This window comes from Fulvivirga sediminis (assembly GCF_016757215.1).
Lineage (GTDB): Bacteria > Bacteroidota > Bacteroidia > Cytophagales > Cyclobacteriaceae > Fulvivirga > Fulvivirga sediminis.
Genome location: NZ_JAESIY010000019.1, coordinates 20,749 through 40,927, shown reverse-complemented (window position 1 = coordinate 40,927; position 20,179 = coordinate 20,749). Strand labels below are relative to the sequence as shown.

The 20,179-nt window shown below is 38.5% G+C and carries 20 protein-coding genes and 2 tRNA genes; 18 read left to right on the top strand and 4 right to left on the bottom strand.

Annotated elements, in window-relative coordinates; genetic code table 11:
- Positions 1-77 precede the first annotated feature (77 nt).
- On the top strand, positions 78-641 hold the full coding sequence (locus JL102_RS22410) for a Crp/Fnr family transcriptional regulator (RefSeq protein WP_202246710.1): 564 nt from the start codon (positions 78-80) through the stop codon (positions 639-641).
- A 51-nt stretch (positions 642-692) separates the two neighbouring features.
- Complete coding sequence (locus JL102_RS22405) at positions 693-1,271, top strand: NAD(P)H-dependent oxidoreductase (protein ID WP_202246709.1); 579 nt, start codon at positions 693-695, stop codon at positions 1,269-1,271.
- Here the strand turns inward: JL102_RS22405 and JL102_RS22400 are convergent.
- The 3 genes from JL102_RS22400 to JL102_RS22390 all read right to left on the bottom strand — a co-directional run bounded on the left by JL102_RS22400 (position 1,263) and on the right by JL102_RS22390 (position 3,196).
- Positions 1,263-1,994 (bottom strand): SDR family NAD(P)-dependent oxidoreductase, encoded by a 732-nt coding sequence (locus JL102_RS22400; RefSeq protein WP_202246708.1) that lies wholly within the window; start codon positions 1,992-1,994, stop codon positions 1,263-1,265. The two genes, JL102_RS22405 and JL102_RS22400, sit on opposite strands and share 9 nt — an antisense overlap.
- Positions 1,995-2,085: 91 nt before the next feature.
- Complete coding sequence (locus JL102_RS22395; RefSeq protein WP_317191661.1) at positions 2,086-2,577, bottom strand: DinB family protein; 492 nt, start codon at positions 2,575-2,577, stop codon at positions 2,086-2,088.
- Between the two features lie 178 nt (positions 2,578-2,755).
- A complete protein-coding gene (locus JL102_RS22390) occupies positions 2,756-3,196 on the bottom strand; it encodes a Dps family protein (protein ID WP_202246706.1) in 441 nt (146 codons plus the stop codon).
- A gap of 174 nt (positions 3,197-3,370) precedes the next feature.
- On the opposite strand from JL102_RS22390, the gene JL102_RS22385 reads away from it, so the two are divergent.
- From JL102_RS22385 to JL102_RS22330, 13 genes are all read left to right on the top strand, one after another.
- Positions 3,371-3,859: an NADH-quinone oxidoreductase subunit A gene (locus JL102_RS22385; protein ID WP_202246705.1), complete on the top strand. Its 489-nt coding sequence runs from the start codon at positions 3,371-3,373 to the stop codon at positions 3,857-3,859.
- Between the two features lie 15 nt (positions 3,860-3,874).
- The gene (locus JL102_RS22380; protein WP_202246704.1) at positions 3,875-4,402 is read left to right on the top strand and encodes an NADH-quinone oxidoreductase subunit B; all 528 of its coding nucleotides are present in this window, start codon (positions 3,875-3,877) and stop codon (positions 4,400-4,402) included.
- A complete protein-coding gene (locus JL102_RS22375) occupies positions 4,392-4,877 on the top strand; it encodes an NADH-quinone oxidoreductase subunit C (protein ID WP_202246703.1) in 486 nt (161 codons plus the stop codon). The genes JL102_RS22380 and JL102_RS22375 overlap by 11 nt, the downstream gene beginning before the upstream one ends.
- Positions 4,878-4,881: 4 nt before the next feature.
- Positions 4,882-6,099 carry an NADH-quinone oxidoreductase subunit D gene (locus JL102_RS22370; RefSeq protein WP_202246702.1) on the top strand — a complete coding sequence of 406 codons (1,218 nt, stop codon included), beginning with the start codon at positions 4,882-4,884 and terminating at the stop codon, positions 6,097-6,099.
- A gap of 49 nt (positions 6,100-6,148) precedes the next feature.
- The gene (locus JL102_RS22365) at positions 6,149-7,645 is read left to right on the top strand and encodes an NAD(P)H-hydrate dehydratase (RefSeq protein ID WP_202246701.1); all 1,497 of its coding nucleotides are present in this window, start codon (positions 6,149-6,151) and stop codon (positions 7,643-7,645) included.
- Between the two features lie 129 nt (positions 7,646-7,774).
- Positions 7,775-8,146 carry a T9SS type A sorting domain-containing protein gene (locus JL102_RS22360; protein ID WP_202246700.1) on the top strand — a complete coding sequence of 124 codons (372 nt, stop codon included), beginning with the start codon at positions 7,775-7,777 and terminating at the stop codon, positions 8,144-8,146.
- Between the two features lie 224 nt (positions 8,147-8,370).
- Positions 8,371-9,540, top strand: coding sequence for a poly(ethylene terephthalate) hydrolase family protein (locus JL102_RS22355; protein ID WP_202246699.1), 1,170 nt, complete (start codon positions 8,371-8,373; stop codon positions 9,538-9,540).
- A 350-nt stretch (positions 9,541-9,890) separates the two neighbouring features.
- Positions 9,891-10,019, top strand: a complete 129-nt coding sequence (locus JL102_RS23910; protein WP_262896900.1) for a hypothetical protein — start codon at positions 9,891-9,893, stop codon at positions 10,017-10,019.
- Between the two features lie 225 nt (positions 10,020-10,244).
- Positions 10,245-10,326 (top strand) — tRNA-Tyr (locus tag JL102_RS22350).
- Between the two features lie 5 nt (positions 10,327-10,331).
- Positions 10,332-10,403: transfer RNA gene (locus JL102_RS22345), tRNA-Gln, on the top strand.
- Positions 10,404-11,137: 734 nt separating this feature from the next.
- Positions 11,138-12,238: a slipin family protein gene (locus JL102_RS22340; protein WP_202246698.1), complete on the top strand. Its 1,101-nt coding sequence runs from the start codon at positions 11,138-11,140 to the stop codon at positions 12,236-12,238.
- Positions 12,239-12,294: 56 nt separating this feature from the next.
- Positions 12,295-12,816: a hypothetical protein gene (locus tag JL102_RS22335; protein ID WP_202246697.1), complete on the top strand. Its 522-nt coding sequence runs from the start codon at positions 12,295-12,297 to the stop codon at positions 12,814-12,816.
- The gene (locus JL102_RS22330; RefSeq protein ID WP_202246696.1) at positions 12,798-14,222 is read left to right on the top strand and encodes an RtcB family protein; all 1,425 of its coding nucleotides are present in this window, start codon (positions 12,798-12,800) and stop codon (positions 14,220-14,222) included. Before JL102_RS22335 ends, JL102_RS22330 begins: the two co-directional genes overlap by 19 nt.
- 1,423 nt (positions 14,223-15,645) lie before the next feature.
- Here the strand turns inward: JL102_RS22330 and asnS are convergent.
- Positions 15,646-17,088, bottom strand: a complete 1,443-nt coding sequence (gene asnS, locus JL102_RS22325; protein ID WP_202246695.1) for an asparagine--tRNA ligase — start codon at positions 17,086-17,088, stop codon at positions 15,646-15,648.
- A gap of 150 nt (positions 17,089-17,238) precedes the next feature.
- On the opposite strand from asnS, the gene rpoN reads away from it, so the two are divergent.
- The 3 genes from rpoN to JL102_RS22310 all read left to right on the top strand — a co-directional run bounded on the left by rpoN (position 17,239) and on the right by JL102_RS22310 (position 20,150).
- Positions 17,239-18,672 (top strand): RNA polymerase factor sigma-54, encoded by a 1,434-nt coding sequence (gene rpoN, locus JL102_RS22320; protein WP_202246694.1) that lies wholly within the window; start codon positions 17,239-17,241, stop codon positions 18,670-18,672.
- A gap of 50 nt (positions 18,673-18,722) precedes the next feature.
- On the top strand, positions 18,723-19,292 hold the full coding sequence (locus JL102_RS22315) for a phosphatase PAP2 family protein (protein ID WP_202246693.1): 570 nt from the start codon (positions 18,723-18,725) through the stop codon (positions 19,290-19,292).
- 78 nt (positions 19,293-19,370) lie between these two features.
- Entirely contained in the window at positions 19,371-20,150 is a 780-nt protein-coding gene (locus tag JL102_RS22310) for an enoyl-CoA hydratase/isomerase family protein (RefSeq protein WP_202246692.1), read from the top strand.
- Positions 20,151-20,179 lie beyond the last annotated feature (29 nt).

The window sequence follows — 20,179 nt, the reverse complement described above, 5'->3', positions numbered from 1 at the left end:
TTAGTAGCGGTAAAATATAAGTTTCAATAGTGAAATCATTTCATATGTTTGTTAAAACTTTATGAAAGCGAAATATTATGAGGGACTATCTTGAAGGATTGAATATTCTCACTGATGCGGAGATAGAATGGCTTTACAAGCAAGGTGTAAAAAAGGAAATAAAGAAAGGTGAATTTTTTATACGTCAGGGGGCTGTGAGTGATGAGGTGGCATTTGTGAATTCAGGAATTTTCAGGTCTTTTTATTATTCTAGTGGGGCGGAGGATGTCACCTATTGCCTTCTCTTTGAGAACTCTTTTGTTACGGCCTATTCATCATTTATTACACAGGAAAAGACTCAGGAAAATATTCAGGCACTAACAGATGCAGAAGTGATTGTTTTTCGAAGAACTCTATTCAATGAGCTTGAATCAACAGGGGGAAACTGGTTGAGATTGTTGAAGTATTTTGCTGAAGCCGAGTTTGTGCGCATGGAAAAGAGATTTTTTCTGTTTCAGAAAGAAAGCGCCGAAAAGCGCTATGAAGATCTTATTAATAATCATGCTGAGTTTTTGCAGTTGGTACCTCTTAACTACTTGGCTTCTTATTTGGGTATTACTCAAAGGCATTTGAGCAGAATTAGAAAGGCTATGACGAATTAGACATATGTCCTTTCTGAAGTAATTTTGGAGGCCTTCTTTTGCATAAAAAAGATGAAGAAGATACTTATTATTAACGGCCATCCAGATGCGGAGAGCTTTAATTTTGCCTTGTCTAAGGCTTATGCAATAGGAGCAAAAGAGGCCGGAGCTGAGGTGAAGGTGCTTAATATTGGTGCACTGAATTTCAACCCTAATTTACAATATGGATACAGAAAGCGTATGGATCTGGAGCCAGATTTGGTGAGCGCTATTGAAGATATTCATTGGGCTGATCATCTGGTGTGGGTGTTTCCTGTATGGTGGAGTGGGTACCCTGCCATAATGAAAGGATTTATAGATCGAACATTTCTTCCCGGTATTACTTATGAAAATGTCGCAGGTAAGCCATTGCCAAAAAAATTATTGAAAGGAAAAACTGGGCATATGATTATCACCTCAGATACTCCTGCCTGGTATGATTATCTCTATATGAAGAGACCTACTATTAATCAGTTTAAAAAGGGCGTATTGCAATTTTGTGGAGTCGGTCCTGTTAAAGTTACCCGTTTCTCAGTAGTAAAAGGGTCCTCTTCTGAGCAAAGGGCCAAATGGGTGAAGCAAGTAGCTGAACATGGACAGAAATTAAGGTAGTCTGGCAACGAGCTGCTCGGGCAACATCCGTAAAATGTGATATATGGCTTTCCATTTGTAACCAGGCACTATAATGAACTTTTTATTGGCTTTCACCACTGCGCGGGCTATAAATTCTGGCTCAAGCATTAGAGATTCTGTAAGGTCTAAGCCCTCTGTCATTTTACTGCGGATGTAGCCGGCTACTATTACGTTCACCTTGATTTTTCTAGGGAAAAGGTATTGACGCATGCCTGCGAAATATTGAGTGAAGGCGGCTTTGGTGCTGCCGTAGATGAAATTGCTCTTTCTTCCACGTACGCCAGAAAGAGATGATAGGCCGATAATTTGTTCAAGACGATTATTGGTTTCATCCATACATATAATATTGAGGATAGAGACAGCTCCTGCATAGTGTACTTTCATCATTTGGAAGGCACCATCAAAATCTCTTAAGGCCTCTTCATTGTCTTTTAAATAGCCGGCAGCATAAACTACTATGTGAGGTTTAGCGGGCAGCCTGTCATAAAATTGCTTATGACTGTCAAAATCAGTAGCATCAAATTTTAGAATCTTTACCTTTTCAGTTGGTAAGTCATTAGTCGCTACGTACTCTCTGAGCTGATCGATATTTCTTGATGCCGCTATTATAGTATAGTTTTTCTCCTGAATATATATTTTCAGGGCTTCTTTGGCTACATCAGAGTTGGCTCCAAGAATGAGCACTACTTTATTCTCGGTCATTAATAAGCAATTTTGATCGCAATATAGTCACTTAAGTATTGCTTATGAAACAGAGTGGGCTTACTCTGGTTTAGAGCAGCCCACATAATTATTAGTTAATATGAGGTTCATCTGCGCTTGGGCCGTAACTTCCAGGTATTGGAATATTTAATAACCTGAGGTACATACCAAGCTGTGCGCGATGATGCACTATTTGACAAAAGGTATGGCGTATCATTTCATATTTAGTACCCTTGAATAGAATGGTGTCACCGTTTCTTAAAGTCCAGGTTTCTTCAAGTTGATTCAACTTAGCTTTTGTTAAGCCTACTAGCCCTTCATTTAATGATTTTTCATAGAAATTCATTAACTCAGCATTGCTTTTAATTTCTTTCGGCACATATTCACTTTCTTTAAAATTGAGTTCCTCTGTAGTTAGTATCATAGGTACCCAAGATGGTAACTCGGCAATGTGAGTGGCTAAATATCTCATAGACATGTTTTTTTCATGTGGCTTGTAATCCAATTGTTCATCTGGAGTACGTTCCAACATTTTTTTTGTGGTCACTGCTTCTTGTTCCATTTCAGTTAATAGTAACTGCATTAAGTCCATAGTTTTCGTTGATTTTAATTTTATAATTCAAAGAAAGTAGCCCATGGTGACAACCCTATGTCAGTAGAGATTTTAAGTATTGAAAAAAATAAAAAAAGGTTTATCAAAAGTGCTCTCACTCCTAATAAACCCTATTTTTTCAGTTGTTAATTGTTGTTTTAAATGTGATTTATTTCAACCACGCCTTCATCATCCATAAAGTTTTTTCTTGCTCATCAATAAATCCTGTCATCAAATCTTCCGTAGCGTCGTCTCCGGCTTCTGCGGCTAGCTCTTTAATTTCTCTTTCATAGCTCACTATGTTATTAAGATCCTCAATAATTCCAGACACGGCTCCTTCTCCATCATGAACATCTTTCTTGGCTTTGATAGTGGCAGTAGCAATGTAGTCATCAAAAGCATGTAAAGGTTTTCCTTCAATAGTTAGTATCCTCTCCGCGATGGTGTCTATCTTTTGTGCTGAATCAAGGTACAATTCTTCGAATTTTGCGTGCAACTGGAAAAAGTGTTTACCTTGTATATTCCAGTGAAAGCCTCTTAGGTTTTGGTAATAGATTTGGTAATTAGCAAGCAATGCATTCAGTTTGTCAATAATTTCTTTATTCTTCATAGTCTTGGTCTTTTAGTTTGTGTCTACTGCAAATAACGATAATACAGCGGCTTTGGATTCCTGATTTTTATCAATAATACTTATTAAATCATAGAGTTTAATGATAGAGATGATAAGGGAAAACCGCTATTTCTGTAATAAAACACCAATCTGTTTACTATCTTTGGTTTAATAATGGAAAACGAACAAATATCAGCTTTTGGAGAGGTGTTGATATTCCTCATAGGTGGTTGTGTTTTTGTGCTGGGAGGCCTTTTTAGCTCCAAGCTAATACATCCTCACAGACCCAATGCTCAGAAATTAGAGTCTTATGAAAGTGGTGAGCAGCCAATAGGTTCTGGGTGGAGTCGTTTTAATATAAGATTTTATGTGGTAGCGTTGCTTTTTTTGCTTTTTGAAGTGGAAATAGTATTTGTTTTTCCATGGGCTACCGTATTTGGGAATGCTGATTATATAGAAGCTACTGATGGTCTTTGGGGCTGGTTTTCAATAATAGAAATGTTTGTTTTTATATTTATTCTGGCGCTGGGTCTTGCCTATGCCTGGGTAAAGGGCTATCTGGAATGGCCAAAGGCAAATGTTACTCCTTCTGACTTTAAGTCTCCTGTACCTCAAGGCTTATATGATAATATAAATAAGAAGTACCAATCCACTAAAAGCTGATAATAGATAGAAAATATGGGATTACTGGATAAGCAATTTAATAGTGGGGGTGTAATTATAACTAAGGTAGATGACTTGCTAAATTGGGCACGGTTATCTTCCATGTTTCCCATGACTTTTGGTTTGGCTTGTTGCGCTATTGAGTTTATGACCACCGGTGCGGCAGCTTATGATATGGAGCGCTTTGGCATGGCGCCTAGGGCTTCTCCCAGGCAGGCTGATGTGATGATCGTTTCTGGTACAGTAACTTTTAAAATGGCTGACAGGATTCGCAGGCTCTATGAGCAGATGTCGGAACCTAGATATGTAGTTTCTATGGGGTCATGCTCTAATTGTGGTGGGCCTTATTGGGAGCACGGCTATCATGTGGTAAAAGGAGTGGACCGAATTATACCTGTAGATGTGTATGTGCCTGGCTGTCCCCCAAGACCAGAAGCGCTAATTGGTGGCTTTATGAAGCTCCATGAGAAAATAAAAAATGAAACATTGATGGCTCCTACAGCCTTGGAAGAATTAATGGATAAGGAGGCAGATGCAGTTTGAAGATATTATAGCTAAGCTCCGAGAGGAGCACGGTGAAGAGATAATAGTGGAGGTGAATGAAGAGGCATCTCCTAAAATGATCACGGTTAAGTCTGAGGATCTACTGCAGGTTAGTGAGGTCTTATATAAGAATGAAAGCCTGTTTTTTGATATGCTTTCTTGTATTACTGGCGTAGATAATGGCCCGGAAATGAATACGATGGAAGTGATATATAACTTCTATTCTATTCCATTTGAGCATTCATTAATGCTTAAAATTATCTTACCAAGAGAAAATCCTGCGGCTCCTTCTTTAGTAAATATATGGAAAACAGCCGATTGGCATGAGCGAGAAACGTATGATTTACTAGGAATTCATTTTGATGGTCATCCGGATTTGCGAAGGCTATTGATGCCTGCAGACTGGGAGGGGCATCCATTAAGAAAAGACTATAAGAATCTGGAGTATTACAGAGGAATAAAAGTAGAATATTAAACGAGTGGCTAACCAAGTACAATATCAATATAAGGATGATAATCTCCTGAAATCAGAACCCAATAAATATAAAGAGGGTGATCTGAAGAGTGAGGAGATGATAGTGAACCTGGGGCCGCAGCACCCGTCTACGCACGGAGTACTTCGCATGGAGGTAATTACAGACGGGGAAATTATTAAAGATGTGGTGCCTCACCTGGGGTATTTGCATAGATGTTTCGAAAAACACGCAGAATCCTTACCCTATAATCAGACTGTGCCGTTTGTAGATAGGCTTGATTATCTGGCCGCCATGAACTCAGAGCACGCCTGGGCGCTTGGAGTTGAAAAGATGCTGGGTATAACAGATCAAATACCTAAGCGTGTAGAATATATCCGGGTATTGGTGGCTGAGCTCAACCGTATGGCTTCTCATTTTGTGGCTATTGGTACATATGCTATGGATATTGGTGCTTTCACTCCCTTTTTGTGGATGATGAGAGATAGGGAGCATATTATAAGACTGTTAGAGTGGGCTAGTGGTGCCAGAATGCTTTATAACTATATTTGGGTAGGGGGTGTTTTTTATGATCTACCCGTAGGTTTTGAGGAAAGATGTAAGCAATTTGTTGATTACTTCCGTCCAAAGCTAGATGAGCTCAAACGCCTAATTATTGATAATAAAATATTTGTAGAGAGAACGGCTAATGTGGGTGTTTTGCCGTTAGATCTGGCTATAAATTACGGCGTGACCGGCCCCATGCTTAGGGGATCTGGTTTAAGGTATGATTTACGTAAGGTTGATGCCTATTCTGTATATCCTGAAATAGACTTTGAGGTTCCTGTAGGAGAAGGTCTAATGGGGACTAAAGGTGATTGCTGGGATAGAACCTATGTGAGGGTGCTAGAGGTGAAAGAGTCTTTAAAGATTATTGAGCAATGTGTGGAGAAATTAACTGGAGAGCATAAACGAACACCTGATTTTGATCCTCATGCTTTGGTGCCTAAAAAAATAAGGCCAAAAGCGCAAGAGGTGTATGCTAGAGCAGAAAGTCCGAAAGGTGAGCTCGGTTTCTATTTCAGAGCTAATGGTAAAAGTGATGTTCCTTATCGCTGTAAAGCGCGCTCTTGTTGTTTTGTAAACCTTTCTATTATATCTGAGTTATCAAGAGGAAGTCTTATAGCTGATTTTATAGCTATACTAGGCTCTATAGATATAGTTTTAGGAGAAGTAGATAGGTAATACATAGAATAATTGTTCATGTGTGCCTATTGCTATAAAGCGTTTACACATGAAAATAATAAGTGCTGCACAAACACAACAAGTAGATCAATATACTATTGAAAACGAGCCCATTAAATCTATCGATTTGATGGAGAGAGCCTCCTCGGCATTTGTGGATTGGTTTACAGGTAAATATGATCCTAAGCTTTCGGTAGCCGTAGTTTGCGGTACAGGAAATAATGGAGGCGATGGTTTGGCAATAGCACGTATGCTTCATGAGAGACATTATAAGATCACTGTTTTTGTAGTTCGAAAATCTGATAGTGCATCTGAAGACTTTACTGAAAATGAGCGTAGGCTGGCTGATTTGATATCAATCAATACTATTGCTGATGAAGTAAATGTGCCTGAATTTCATGCTTGTCAGATAATCATTGATGCTATGTTTGGTTCTGGCTTAAGTCGTCCTGTAGAGGGAGTTTTTGCCAATGTGATCACAAGCATGAATCAAGCTAAGGGGGAGATAGTTTCTGTAGATATTGCTTCAGGATTATTCGCTGATGAGCATTCTGCATCAGGTGCTATCGTTGAGCCTGATTATACTATTTCTTTTCAGTTGCCTAAGTTGGCGTTTATGTTTCCTGAAAATGCTAAATATGTAGGTGAGTGGATCGTTAGAGATATTGGCCTTTCTTCCAAGGGAATAGAGCAGCAAAATACATCTTATTACTATCTCAATGCGGATTTTGTTAAATCATTCATAAAAAAGCGGGCTAAGTTTTCCCATAAAGGGAATAATGGGCGAGCGTTGATCATGGCAGGTAGCTATGGTAAAATGGGGGCGGCAGTCCTCTCAGCCATAGCCGCATTGCGGTCAGGAGTGGGCTTGCTAACCATGTATATTCCATCATGTGGATATCAAATAATGCAGTCTGTAGTACCAGAAGCTATGGCTCAGGTAGATGAAGGCGGACGTTTTCTTACAAGCTATGCAGAAGAGTCTAAATATGATGTAATAGGCATTGGGCCGGGAATAGGCAAAGAGCAAGAAACCGTATTTAGTGTTATGCAGGCCATTCAATCTTTCGATAAGCCATTGGTGGTAGATGCTGATGGTTTAAACATAATAGCAGACCATAAGGAAATATTGGATACCCTGCCTGAGAATTCTATTCTTACTCCACATCCAAAGGAGTTTGAGCGTTTAGCCGGAAAGTGGAATAATGATTTTGAACGGCTTGAAATGCAAAAGAAGTTTTCACAGGCTCATGGTGTTATCCTTATTCTTAAAGGAGCTCATACTTCTGTTTCGACTCCTCAAGGTGAGGTGTTTTTCAATAGTACTGGTAATTCAGGTATGGCTACGGGTGGTATGGGTGATGTGCTTACGGGAGTAGTAACTTCAATGTTAGCCCAAGGCTATGAACCAGCGGAAGCCGCATTTTTAGCTGTGTTTTTTCATGGATTAGCCGCAGATATAATAGCTGAAAATCAGGGGATTGTTGGAATTAAAGCATCTGATGTCGCGGATTCACTACCTGCTGCTTTTAAAATTTTTCATTAAAAAATGAACATTTTTTTAAAACTTTCGTATCTTATGAGAGATACTATAACGATTGCGAATTAACAATATTGTAAATGGAGAAGATGGTTCAATTTTTGCTGGCTTTACAATGAATAGAAACGACAGCTTATGAAAAAAACATTACTGCTTACTATACTTACACTATCCATTGCATTATTATCGCAATTTGCCTTTGCTCAGAAAGGTGAAGTAAGACGTTTCGATAACGCTTCTATAGAAAATACAACCAATATTGTAAAGCTTTTCCCAAATCCAACCATAGATTATCTTAATATCAAAATTGAGAATTCAGAATTAAAACACGCCACATTTACAGTACATAATATTATTGGTAATGTAGTGGAGGTAAAGGTGGAAGAGGTGGAAGAAAATAGATACAGAGTAAAAGTAGATAACCTTTCTCCGGGGTATTACTTTTTAGCTATAAGAGATGAAAAAGGTCACTTTAAAGAAACTTATAAGTTTCTTAAACGGCAGTGACTGACTGAAAAAACATAGGAAAAGCCCGGTTATGAAAATAGCCGGGTTTTTTTATAGCTGGGGTATTTTATGTAATATTTACGTTTAATAATGATAGTAATATTCTATGATGAACATAATTTAACATTAGTTAGGTTTGTAAGAATTAACTGAAAAACGAAAATAAATGTAAAGTAATAATGATTAAATTATACATAATTAATTACAACCTAAATTCATTAATTATGTACAAAAATCTAAACTTCAAATTATCAAGGTTAAAACGTCAATTTACCTTATCAGTCATTTTTTTATGGGTGAGCACAGTGGCATTTGCTCAAAGAAGCAATTTTACCCAATATGAGAATTCCGGTCCTTATCCCGTTGAAATTATTCGAAATGAAGGATCTCTTTTCTCTGGATTTGATATTTACAAGCCTAGGAACTTAGGGAGTTCTGGGGAGCTACACCCCATACTAACCTGGGGTAATGGAACAGGGGCCACTCCTATAACCTATAATGGCCTGTTGAGGCATATGGCCTCTTGGGGCTATGTGGTTATAGCTGCAGATGATCGTAATGTAGGTAGTGGAGATGAGATGGTGGAGGGTATAGATTACATGTTGGCGGAAAATGCAGATCCTGGAAGTGAGTACTATCAAAAGTTAAACACCCAGGCGATTGGGGCTTTTGGTCACTCTCAAGGTGGTGCTGGTACCATCAATACCGCTAAGCAAGATTCTCGAGTTACATCTATAGCTCCGCTAGCTCCAGCTACTTTTACTTTTCCATTCTTTTATTCTACCGAAGATGTTAATTGCCCTATGTTTATAATGGTAGGAGCAATAGATGCATTGGCTAATCCTCTGGCTGTGTTTTCTACTTCATTTATGAGTTCTTCCACTACAGCGCTTTATGGCTCTTTAGAGGGAAATGGTCATTTTTCTTGGGTAGGCAGTGCTGGTTCTTTTCGTAAGTATGTTACGGCTTGGTTTGAGGCTACCTTGAAAAAAGACCCAGATGCAGAAGCGCTGTTTTTCTCAGATTCTGCTCCTATTTTTAATGATAATAGCTGGAGAACTATAACTTCCAGATTTTTGGATGATTATGATGCTTCACAAATGCCTATGGCTATAGAGGAAGAGCCTGCTGAATTTGTGACTACTAGCTTTTATCCTAACCCTTTAACAGATAAGAGTAGCTTAGAATATTTTGCCAATGAGTCTGCTGATGTGAAACTTACCATTATAGATGAAAGTGGTAATGTGCTTCATAGTCTGAGTGAAGTGGCGGACCATGAAGGTAAACAGCATAAAGATCTCTTGGTTACTGATTTTCCTGGACCTGGAACATATTACTTTATTTTGGAAGTAGAAGGAATGAAAGAGGTTAAGAGGATAAAGGTAGATTATTAATATTAAGGTATTTAATATTTGAATTAAGTCTAATTATTGAAATGAAATTGCCTTTAATACGATTAAATGGCTGATTTTAGTTCTAAGATTAAACTGATTCGAGATTCTGTGGATTTCAGAAAACAAAATATTATTTTGTTTTCTGAAATCCTTTTACGATACTTGCATTCGTAAACGAAAAAGAAATGAGAATATACACACAACATATCAATCGCATGGAGCCCACAAAATATGGGTTATGCATAGATTTATGCAGGTGTAGGTTCGGTAGATATTAATTTATTATAGATATAAATTAAAACCCGGGCCTATAAAGTCTGGGTTTTTTTATGCGATAAATATTTCAGCTTATGATTGAAAACAGAATATTATTTGGTTTTGATGTTTTGCTTAAGGGGAGAGGTGTGTCTTTTTCAGATTACCGTGCTGATCAAAGTTGGAATGATGAAAATATAAATTTCAGGATATGGAATAGGTGATATTCTTTTGAGAAGATCATTAAACCCCGTCCTGAATAGGTCGGGGTTTTTTTATGCCCTAATGAAAATAAAAGGATGATAAATCTATCCTGTAGGTAAACCAGGGGAGAGGCAAAACTGGTGTCTCCTCAAAAACATAGGAGAGTGGTTAAAGACCACAAGCAGTACTCCGTTTGTGCTGTGATGTTTGAAAAAGCTCCTTTGGAATAGCGGTTTACCTGATTTGGGAGCACGCCAAAGTTGGAGAGTTGGGCCTGACTGTAAATCAGGTGCTTCGGCTGAGTAGGTTCGAATCCTGCTGCTCCCACAAATTGCCGAATGGTCTAATGGGTAGGACATCAGAGTTTGGTTCTGACAGTAGAGGTTCGAGTCCTTTTTTGGCAACATTTAAAATCTTTTACCTAATGGTAAGAGCACGAGGAAAGTGGCTGCAATAAGACTAAGGTGAGTGTTTCTGTATGACACCACAGTATTCTTCGGAATATACTGCTTATTGTGAGTTTCTGTTTCTTCATCACTCTGTGTACGAAGGTTCGACTCCTTCCTTTGACGATATAGTCATTGTAGTTCAGCGGTTAGGACAGCAGGTTGCATGTAGCGGGTTCGATTCCTGTTATTATATCCTAGATGAGGGTATGTCGCTCAGTGGTAGAGCACCAAGCTTTTAACTTGGTTTTAATTTGGGCTCAAAATCCAGATTGGAGAGTAAGTCAAACTCTTTAAAATTTGACACCATTGAAAATGATCAAAGGCCGCCTTTGTGAATCTCTTTGAGGTTTACTCAAAAAAATAGGCTAAGGCCCTGATGAATGAGGATATCGCATGGTTCATTTTCAAATGCTTCTTTAGTAATGAAGTTCTGAAGAGCTAGGTGCATTTAGAATGCTAAAGTGTAAAACTGCATTACCCGGATACATAAATATGTGAACGCGGTGTGGTAGCAATGAGGCGCTCGAAGTGTAGATGGTTTGGGGGAGCTAAAAATAAAGAGTCATTTGAAATGCTGTGCTTAATCATAAATCCGCATTGGCTTATGGTAAGCTTTTGACATTTTCTTTAACCGAAAATTATTGGACCAATGATGATAAATGAAGTTTTGACTTAAAAAAGAAATGATCATGTTTAGAATAAAGATCAATCCCGGTGTGGTGGGATTAGTATTCCGGAATGGCGATTACAAAAGAGTAATTACCGAAGGAAAGCATTGGGTCAGTCCATTAGATAGATTGGTCCGATATGATAGAAGTAAGTCCTTTCCGTGGCCAATAGATTTGAATATCCTGTTGAGAGATGATGAGTTAAAGTCCTTACTAGAAGTGGTGGATGTGAAGGATGATCAAATTGTATTGCAATATACCAATGGAAACCTCAACAGTGTACTTACTCCGGGGCGATATGCTTACTGGAAAGGAGTAACCGATTGGGAATTTAAAACCATGGATTTGAGCAAAGTAGATATTACCGAAGACATAAATATGTTGGTGGTAAATAGGCGAGAGCTCGTTCCTTTTGTGAGGGTGTGCAAAGTGGAATCCTTTGAAAAAGGTGTACTTTTTATTGATAACAAAAAGGAGAAGATTCTAGGACCCGGAGAATATTACTTCTGGAAAAATGCCCAAAACGTAACAGTTTCAAAGGTAGACTTAAGGCAGGTACAGTTGGAGATTACTGGGCAGGAGATCCTAACCAGTGATAAGGCTGCTTTGAGAATCAATTTTATGATTCAGTATAAGGTAGTGGATATTCAAAAAGCTGTAATTGACAATAAAGATTACGAAAGGCAACTGTACGCCATGGTCCAACTGGCTCTTAGAGAGTATGTCGGCACTTTTTCTTTAGATGAACTGCTAGAGAAAAAGGAGGAGATAGGTGATTATGTGAAGAATGCTCTTAAAGAAAAAGTGGTGGCTTTAGGTGTGAAAATCAACGATGCTGGAGTGAAAGATGTGATACTGCCTGGTGATGTAAAGAGTATTATGAATCAGGTGCTGGTAGCGCAAAAGCAAGCTCAGGCTAATGTGATAACCCGTAGGGAAGAAACAGCTTCTACCAGGAGTTTGCTCAACACAGCTAAGTTGATGGAAGACAACGAAATGTTGTATAAGCTAAAGGAAATGGAGTATGTAGAAAAAATTGCGGATAAAATCGGAGAGATTACTGTGGCAGGAAACGGCCAGGTGATTGATCAATTGAGAAGCATTTTTACTCCTGCTAAATAATATGAGGCCTGTATTTTAATATTAAACACGATACGGCCTCTTAATTTTCTGAAATTATGAACATTTATGATCAATATATTGAAGATTTAATACCATTTGCAGAAGATGCTATTTATGAAGGTGATTACCATCTGGCTCATAAGCTGCTAATGAGTGGGTTAACGGATGAGCCGGGATACCCTAAGTTACACTATACTATGGGGTGGATGTATCACTACTATCAGGTGAATGAGGCTATGGCAGAGCGACACTATCAGTTGGCCATTTATTTCGATGCTTCTTATGTAGAAGCTTATGAAAACCTAGCTGACTTATACTGGGCAAAGCGTAAATATCAGCCATTAACCCAGCTCATGCTAAAAGCAGAGAAATGTGAAGAAATAGACAAGGATTACGTTTATAGCGTGTTAGGTAAAATAGCAGAAACGCAATGTGAATACAGAAAAGCGATAGGCTATTATCGTAAAGCTTTAATGAGTTCGGTAGATAATCATACTACCAAGGAGTTAAAGCAAGATATTAAAAGAACAAGAATTAAGAAATTTAAAAATAATTGGAAATGGCAACGACAAAGTTGACAGGGAAAGAACTGAAGCAAATTGGCTATCCGGAAGGAAGAGCCATAGGTGAAGCCCAAAAAGCAATGGAGGCCGGATATAAAGGTAAAAGCAAAAAATTTAAGCTGGAGCTTTTAGAGAAAGTAGTTCAAAATCCGGCACTTTACCTTAAGCATGATCAGTTAGGATCAATCGCTAAATGTTTGATTATAAAAGAGGAGGCAGAAACAGTAGAGCAGTTAAATACCAAAAGGATACCTTATAATACTTATGGTGCTGAAGGGATTGAGCCTGGTGCGGTAAACCAAATGGAAATAGCCATGAAGCTTCCGGTAACTCACTCAGGAGCATTGATGGCTGATGCTCATCAGGGATATGGTTTACCTATTGGCGGGGTGCTGGCTACTAAAAATGCTGTGATTCCTTATGGTGTAGGGGTAGATATCGGGTGTAGAATGTGTATGACCTTATATGATATGCCAGCTGTATTTGAGTATGAGAGCCTGAGTTATTATAAAAAGCTATTGAATGATAATAGCAAATTTGGGAATGCTGTTTTTAAAAGGCCCAAAGGACATGATGTGCTCGATAGAGCGGAATTTGGAGAAATCAATATCCTTAAGTCTTTAAAGGACAGGGCTTATGCGCAGATAGGAACTAGTGGTGGAGGTAATCACTTTGTAGAGTTTGGTGTGGCTGAGATTGTAGATGCTGAAAATGAATATGGTTTGCCGAGAGGTAAATATTTGGCGGTGTTGTCTCACTCGGGTTCAAGGGGTTTGGGAGCTAATATCGCCAGGCATTACACTAAGTTGGCCATGGATAAATGTAGACTGCCGGCTGAAGCTAAACATTTGGCTTGGTTAGATCTTGATACTGAAGATGGGCAAGAGTACTGGCTGGCAATGAATCTGGCAGGTGATTATGCTTCTGCATGTCATCATCAAATCCATGAGAGAATGGCCATTTCGCTAGGTGAGCAACCGCTAGCTATGATTGAAAACCATCATAACTTCGCTTGGAAAGAGCAAGATGCTGAAGGTAATGAGATTATTGTTCACCGTAAAGGAGCTACTCCTGCGGGTAAAGGAGTGATGGGAATCATACCCGGATCTATGACTTCTCCCGGTTTTATTGTGAGAGGAAAAGGAGAGCATGCTGCTATCAATTCTGCATCTCACGGGGCAGGCAGGGTTATGTCTAGAAGAAAGGCCAAAGAGATGATTACCAGAGATGAGGTGAAAAGTCACCTGGAGCATGCGGGTGTTCATGTAATCGGTTCGGGTGTAGATGAAGCTCCGATGGTATATAAAGATATCCATCAGGTGATGGCCGCTCAGCAGGATTTGGTAGAGGTAGTGGGGACCTTCACGCCTAAAGTGGTGAGGATGTGTGGAGACGAAAGGTTTGCAAAAGTGGACTCATGATTTTCTTTAAAGGAATAATTTTCCTTTTTTGGGAATTTATTGAATAATAAAAGCCTCTTTTTGATCAAATTGACGAAAAATAGAAATGGCACATCAATTGATTTAAACTTAATAGGTTTAGGTTGATTAATAGGGCTGTATTGTTTAGAGTTGGTTTAACGATACAGTCATGGCCGCCCTCTGGTAAAGGGCGGCTTTTTTTATGCTTAAAATTCTGGAAGTTAAAGTAGGGAGTGGTACTGTTCTTAGATTTTCTTACTGTAGTATTCATAATCTCCCTAAGTCGGAATTAGGAATATGTATAATTGAAGCAATATGAAAAAATCAATATTAAAACTATATAGATTACGAGCTGCTGGGTGTGAGGGGCTTTTAAGTCCAGAGTTTAGATTATTTTCCAACTCACAGAAAACTATAAATCATAAAATCCCCTTTTTTATTGAAATTAAAGGCATTTAAGCAATGGCATATCAATTGACTTAGGCTTATCAGGTTTAGGTTGATTAAAGTGCTGTATGGTTTGTGGTTGGTTTGGCCATACAGTCCAAGTCGCTCTCTGGTAAAGAGCGACTTTTTTTATGTCATTTAGATTGTGCTATGGCTTCCCAGTTTTTTTAGTTAAAGTCAACTTTCCATTTAACAAAACTAAATTCCTTTTTGTGGACGCTCTTTTATTATTAAATCCCTTTTTCACTGAAATTAAAGGCATTTGAGCGATGGCATATCAATTGACTTAAGCTTATCAGGTTTAGGTTGATTAAAATGCTGTATGGTTTGTGGTTGGTTTGGCCATACAGTCCAAGTCGCTCTCTGGTAAAGAGCGACTTTTTTTGTTGATACTGTTCGAAATTAAGGGTAGTTCGAGTGAACGGTACATTGTCTTGTTTTAATTCTTCCAAATAATGAAAGAATATTCTCTTTTCTGGAATGAAATTAATTAGGAACCTCTTCAAACGCGGTAATTAGGCCTAAAAATTAGTGGCATGCCAATTGAAATGAATGAATCAGGTTTAGGTTGATTAGTTAAAAAGCTGTACAGTTAAAGTTGGTTACTGTACTATACAGCAACAAAAGTCGCTCTCTGGTAAAGGGCGACTTTTTTTGTTTATACTGTTTGAAATTAAGGATAGTTCGAGTGAGCGGTACATTGTCTTGTTTTAATTCTTCCAATTAATGAAAGAATATTCTCTTTTCTGGAATTAAATTAATTAGGAACCTCTTCAAACGCGGTAATTAGGCCTAAAAATTAGTGGCATGCCAATTGAAATGAATGAATCAGGTTTAGGTTGATTAGTTAAAGAGCTGTACAGTTAAAGTTGGTTACTATGCTATACAGCAGCAAAAGTCGCTCTCTGGTAAAGGGCGACTTTTTTTATTTGTGCTATTAAAAAAAAGGAGGTCGAAACCTCCTTTATATAATTGATTAAAATTCTGCGTTATCTGGTGTTCTTGGAAATGGAATTACATCTCTAATGTTACCCATTCCAGTAACAAAAAGAATTAATCTTTCGAAGCCTAATCCGAAGCCGCTATGAGGGGCTGATCCGAACTTTCTTAGATCTAAATACCACCAAAGGTCTTTTTCTGGTATGCCTAGCTCGTCTACTCTGGCTTTTAATACATCATAACGTTCCTCTCTCTGAGAGCCTCCTATGATCTCTCCTATTCCAGGGAAGAGTACGTCCATGGCAGCTACCGTTTTGTCGTCATTATTTTGTCGCATGTAAAATGCTTTAATGTCTTTAGGGTAGTTGTATAGAATTACAGGTTTTTCAAAATGCTTCTCTACCAAAAAGCGCTCATGTTCTGATTGTAAATCGGCTCCCCACTCTTCTATTAAGTATTGGAACTTCTTCTTTTTGTTAGGTTTAGAGTTTTTTAAGATATCTATGGCCTCAGTGTAAGTAACGCGCTCAAACTCATTGTCAGCCACAAACTGTAATCTCTCTAAAAGGCTCATGCTGCTTCTTTCGTTCTGAGGCTTTCCTTTTTCTTCGTCCAGAGCTCTTTGGTTTAAAAACTCAAGGTCATCCTTACAGTTTTCCAGGGCATATTTCACTAGGTATTTAACAAATTCCTCTGCTAAATCCATGTTGTCATTAATATCATAAAAGGCCATTTCAGGCTCTATCATCCAAAACTCAGCCAGGTGGCGTGAGGTGTTTGAATTCTCAGCTCTGAAAGTAGGTCCGAAAGTGTAAATCTCAGACATGCCCATGGCCGCCGTTTCTCCTTCTAGCTGGCCAGACACAGTGAGGTTGGTCTCTTTTCCGAAGAAATCTTCTTTGTTATTTATAGTTCCATCTTCATTTTTAGGAGGGTTAGTTAAGTCTAAAGTAGTTACACGAAACATTTCTCCAGCACCTTCAGCGTCAGATCCTGTAATGATAGGTGTATGCACATTATAAAAACCTTTTTGGTTAAAGAAGTTGTGCACAGCAAAAATCATAGCATGACGTACTCTATAAATTGCGCTGAAAGTGTTTGTCCTTACCCTTAGGTGAGCTATTTCTCGCAAAAATTCCAGCGAGTGTTTTTTTGGTTGCAAAGGATATTTCTCAGGGTCAGCGTCTCCTAATATTTCCAGAGATTCTACTATCACTTCTACGGTTTGGCCTTTGCCTAAAGATTCTTTCAATTCACCTGTTACAGATACACAAGCACCAGTGGTTACACGCTTAAGCAATTGCTCGTCCATAGCTTCGAAATCCACCACGGCCTGCATGTTATTAATTGTGGATCCGTCATTTATGGCTATAAATCGATTACTACGGAAGGTTCTTACCCAACCTTTTACATTGACTTTTTTTCCGACAACGGGAGCATCCATTAGCTCCTTAATTTTGATTCTTTTTAGATCTTCCACAACTAATATTTAATTGATTTGTTAATGCTTACTAGAGCCTTAAATAGATCGGCAAAAAAACGATAATTTAGGCTTTTAGTCAAAGAATCATAGAAATATAATAACTTTGATGTAAATTTATTCAGAGCAAGATTTAAGTAAAATCACAGGATGCAGAAGCTTGGTTTAACCCAAAGTTTACAACAGAAATTATCTCCGCAGCAAATACAATTTATTAAGCTGTTGCAGATCCCTACTGCCGAGCTGGAAAGCAGGGTGGAAGAGGAACTGGAGGAGAATCCGGCTTTGGAAGAAGGAAAAGAAGAGGAGCCAGAAGAAATTTCAGACGATTACGAAGAGACAGAGACTCAAGATGATGAGCTTGATGTGGAGGATTATCTGCGTGACGATGATTTTAGTGGCTATAAAATGCAGGGTGACGGCGACAATGAAGATAAGGAAATGCCGATAGCTATGCATTCTACTCTTAATGAGCGCTTAATGGATCAGCTAGGGTTTCTCAGGTTGGATGATAGACAATATGTAATAGGTAAGCAGCTAATAGGTAGCATAGAGAGTGATGGGTACATCCGCAGAGATGTAGATTCTATTATTAATGATTTGGCCTTTTCTCAAAATATTGATACTGATGTAGATGAGGTGGAAGAAATCTTACGTAAAATTCAGGATTTTGATCCTCCTGGAATAGCTGCCAGAGATCTGCAAGAATGTCTGCTTTTGCAGTTAGAAAGAAGACCTGATGATCAGAATGTAGATGTTTACGTAGCAAAAAAAATATTAGGAGAGTGCTTTGATGAATTTACTAAAAAGCACTACAGTAAAATAATGAAGAAGCTTGATATAGATGATGAAGACTATGTCAAAGATGCTATTGAACTGATAAGAAAGCTCAATCCTAAGCCAGGGGGAAGCTCTGCTGGTCTGGTGAGAACCCAATATCTTATTCCTGATTTTATTCTTTCTAATGATAACGGAGAGCTAGAGCTGTCGTTAAACTCTAGAAACGCTCCGGAGCTAAGGGTGAGCAGGTCATATTCCGAAATGTTACAGGCATATGATAAGAGTGATAAATCAGATAAAAAGCTAAAAGATACGGTGAGCTTTGTGAAGCAAAAGCTGGATGCAGCTAAGTGGTTTATTGACGCTATAAAGCAAAGGCAACATACTTTGCTTAATACTATGCGTGCTATAGTTGATTTTCAGTATGAATATTTCTTGGAAGGCGATGAAAGTAAGCTTCGCCCCATGATATTAAAAGATATCGCCAATATCATCAATATGGATATTTCCACTGTTTCCAGGGTGGCGAATAGTAAATCTGTACAGACTGATTTTGGTATTTTTCCGCTTAAGTATTTCTTCTCAGAAGGTATAGCTACAGACTCAGGGGAGGATGTAAGTAGTAGAGAGGTGAAGAATGAGCTGAAGATGATTATTGATGAGGAAGATAAAAAGAAACCGCTTAGTGATGATAAGCTTGAGAAGCTATTAAAAGCTAAAGGTTACAATATAGCCAGACGTACCGTGGCTAAATATAGAGAACAAATGAATATACCTGTGGCCAGGTTAAGGAAAGAGTTGTAGGTTTGAGGCAGATTGCTAATTTTATTTCTGTATTGTTCCATCCTTTACTGATGGCTACACTTTTGGTGTTGACGCTGTACTTTTTTGCGCCTTCAGTAATTTTACCGGTGGGCCAAAGTTCGGTGCTGGCCGTAGTGGCAATTATCTTCGTTTTAACTTATCTCTTGCCTATTGTAAGTGTACTTATGCTCAAGGTTACGAATTCTATTAGCAGTATACGCTTGGAAGATAGGAAAGAAAGACTTTTGCCGTTTTCTTTTATTACCATGTGGTATGGCTTGGCAAGTTATTTCTTTATAAGTAAGCCAGTTTTTGGGGTTAATTTCATGGTGATGTTTGGGGCTATGACGGTCACTATTCTACTCATTACTATTGTTACTTGCTTCTATAAAATTAGTGCACATAGTGCTGGTACCGCAGGTTTGCTGGCATTTTTGTTGGTTTTTCATTACAAATATCTTGATAGCATGCTGTTTATTCCCTTAATGGTGGCCTTGGTGCTTCATGGGTTAGTATGTTCATCTAGATTATACCTTAATTCTCATTCACCATCCGAAGTTCATTTCGGAAGTTTACTAGGTTTTTCTGTCAATTTAGCGGCAGCCTTGTTAATATTATAAGAAAGTATGGCCGATGACATTTTCTGGGTTTAGAAAATGGTTTTGTTGGCACTTTTTATAATCAAAAACCTAATCCTCATGTATGAACATTTGAAAATAACCACCGAAGGTGGTGTTTGCACAGTAACTCTCAATAGGCCCGAGGTGTATAATGCGCTTAATGACACTATTACTTACGAGCTGCAGAAAGCACTGAAAGATATTGGAAAAGATGATGCCGTGAGAGTAGTGGTGCTTACTGGAGCTGGTAAAGCATTTTGTTCCGGTCAAGATCTGAAGGAGGCTTCTATAGATGAAAATAAGTCTTTCATGCAATCTTTAAATAAAAGGTATAATCCTATTATCAGGCTAATGAAAGGTATGCCTAAACCTATTATTTGCAAGTTGAATGGTGTAGCGGCTGGCGCTGGCTGTTCCTTAGCTTTGGCTTGTGATATAATAGTGGCAGCGGAGGAGGCAGTGCTAACCGAAGTTTTTGTGAATATAGGTCTGGTGTTAGATTCCGGTTCATCGTATTTTTTGCCACGGCTAGTAGGTAGTACTAAAGCATTTGAGTTGAGTACCATGGGCTCTCGAACTAATGGGAAAGAAGCCTATGAGTTGGGTATAGTAAATAAAGTGGTATCTGGCTCCGATCTTGATGGTGCCGTGAAGGCTTATGCAGATTATTATGCCAATGCACCTACAAAAGCAATAGGTCTAATGAAGAAGATGCTCAATAAATCAGGAAATGCTTCGCTAGATGATATGTTGGAATATGAGGCTTACTGTCAGGAAATAGCAGGTAATACTCATGATTATAAAGAGGGGGTGAGTGCCTTTATGGAAAAACGAAAACCTAAATTTAGCGGCAACTAGATAAAAAAAGCTGCCTCTAGAGAGGCAGC

What these genes read in the sequence shown, in the direction of transcription:
- JL102_RS22410 (WP_202246710.1), top strand. Translation starts at nt 78, where the DNA reads ATGAGGGACTATCTTGAAGGATTGAATATTCTCACTGATGCGGAGATA.
- JL102_RS22405 (WP_202246709.1), top strand. Translation starts at nt 693, where the DNA reads ATGAAGAAGATACTTATTATTAACGGCCATCCAGATGCGGAGAGCTTT.
- JL102_RS22400 (WP_202246708.1), bottom strand. Translation starts at nt 1,994, where the DNA reads ATGACCGAGAATAAAGTAGTGCTCATTCTTGGAGCCAACTCTGATGTA.
- JL102_RS22395 (WP_317191661.1), bottom strand. Translation starts at nt 2,577, where the DNA reads ATGCAGTTACTATTAACTGAAATGGAACAAGAAGCAGTGACCACAAAA.
- JL102_RS22390 (WP_202246706.1), bottom strand. Translation starts at nt 3,196, where the DNA reads ATGAAGAATAAAGAAATTATTGACAAACTGAATGCATTGCTTGCTAAT.
- JL102_RS22385 (WP_202246705.1), top strand. Translation starts at nt 3,371, where the DNA reads ATGGAAAACGAACAAATATCAGCTTTTGGAGAGGTGTTGATATTCCTC.
- JL102_RS22380 (WP_202246704.1), top strand. Translation starts at nt 3,875, where the DNA reads ATGGGATTACTGGATAAGCAATTTAATAGTGGGGGTGTAATTATAACT.
- JL102_RS22375 (WP_202246703.1), top strand. Translation starts at nt 4,392, where the DNA reads ATGCAGTTTGAAGATATTATAGCTAAGCTCCGAGAGGAGCACGGTGAA.
- JL102_RS22365 (WP_202246701.1), top strand. Translation starts at nt 6,149, where the DNA reads ATGAAAATAATAAGTGCTGCACAAACACAACAAGTAGATCAATATACT.
- JL102_RS22360 (WP_202246700.1), top strand. Translation starts at nt 7,775, where the DNA reads ATGAAAAAAACATTACTGCTTACTATACTTACACTATCCATTGCATTA.
- JL102_RS22355 (WP_202246699.1), top strand. Translation starts at nt 8,371, where the DNA reads ATGTACAAAAATCTAAACTTCAAATTATCAAGGTTAAAACGTCAATTT.
- JL102_RS23910 (WP_262896900.1), top strand. Translation starts at nt 9,891, where the DNA reads ATGATTGAAAACAGAATATTATTTGGTTTTGATGTTTTGCTTAAGGGG.
- JL102_RS22340 (WP_202246698.1), top strand. Translation starts at nt 11,138, where the DNA reads ATGTTTAGAATAAAGATCAATCCCGGTGTGGTGGGATTAGTATTCCGG.
- JL102_RS22335 (WP_202246697.1), top strand. Translation starts at nt 12,295, where the DNA reads ATGAACATTTATGATCAATATATTGAAGATTTAATACCATTTGCAGAA.
- JL102_RS22330 (WP_202246696.1), top strand. Translation starts at nt 12,798, where the DNA reads ATGGCAACGACAAAGTTGACAGGGAAAGAACTGAAGCAAATTGGCTAT.
- rpoN (WP_202246694.1), top strand. Translation starts at nt 17,239, where the DNA reads ATGCAGAAGCTTGGTTTAACCCAAAGTTTACAACAGAAATTATCTCCG.
- JL102_RS22315 (WP_202246693.1), top strand. Translation starts at nt 18,723, where the DNA reads ATGGCTACACTTTTGGTGTTGACGCTGTACTTTTTTGCGCCTTCAGTA.
- JL102_RS22310 (WP_202246692.1), top strand. Translation starts at nt 19,371, where the DNA reads ATGTATGAACATTTGAAAATAACCACCGAAGGTGGTGTTTGCACAGTA.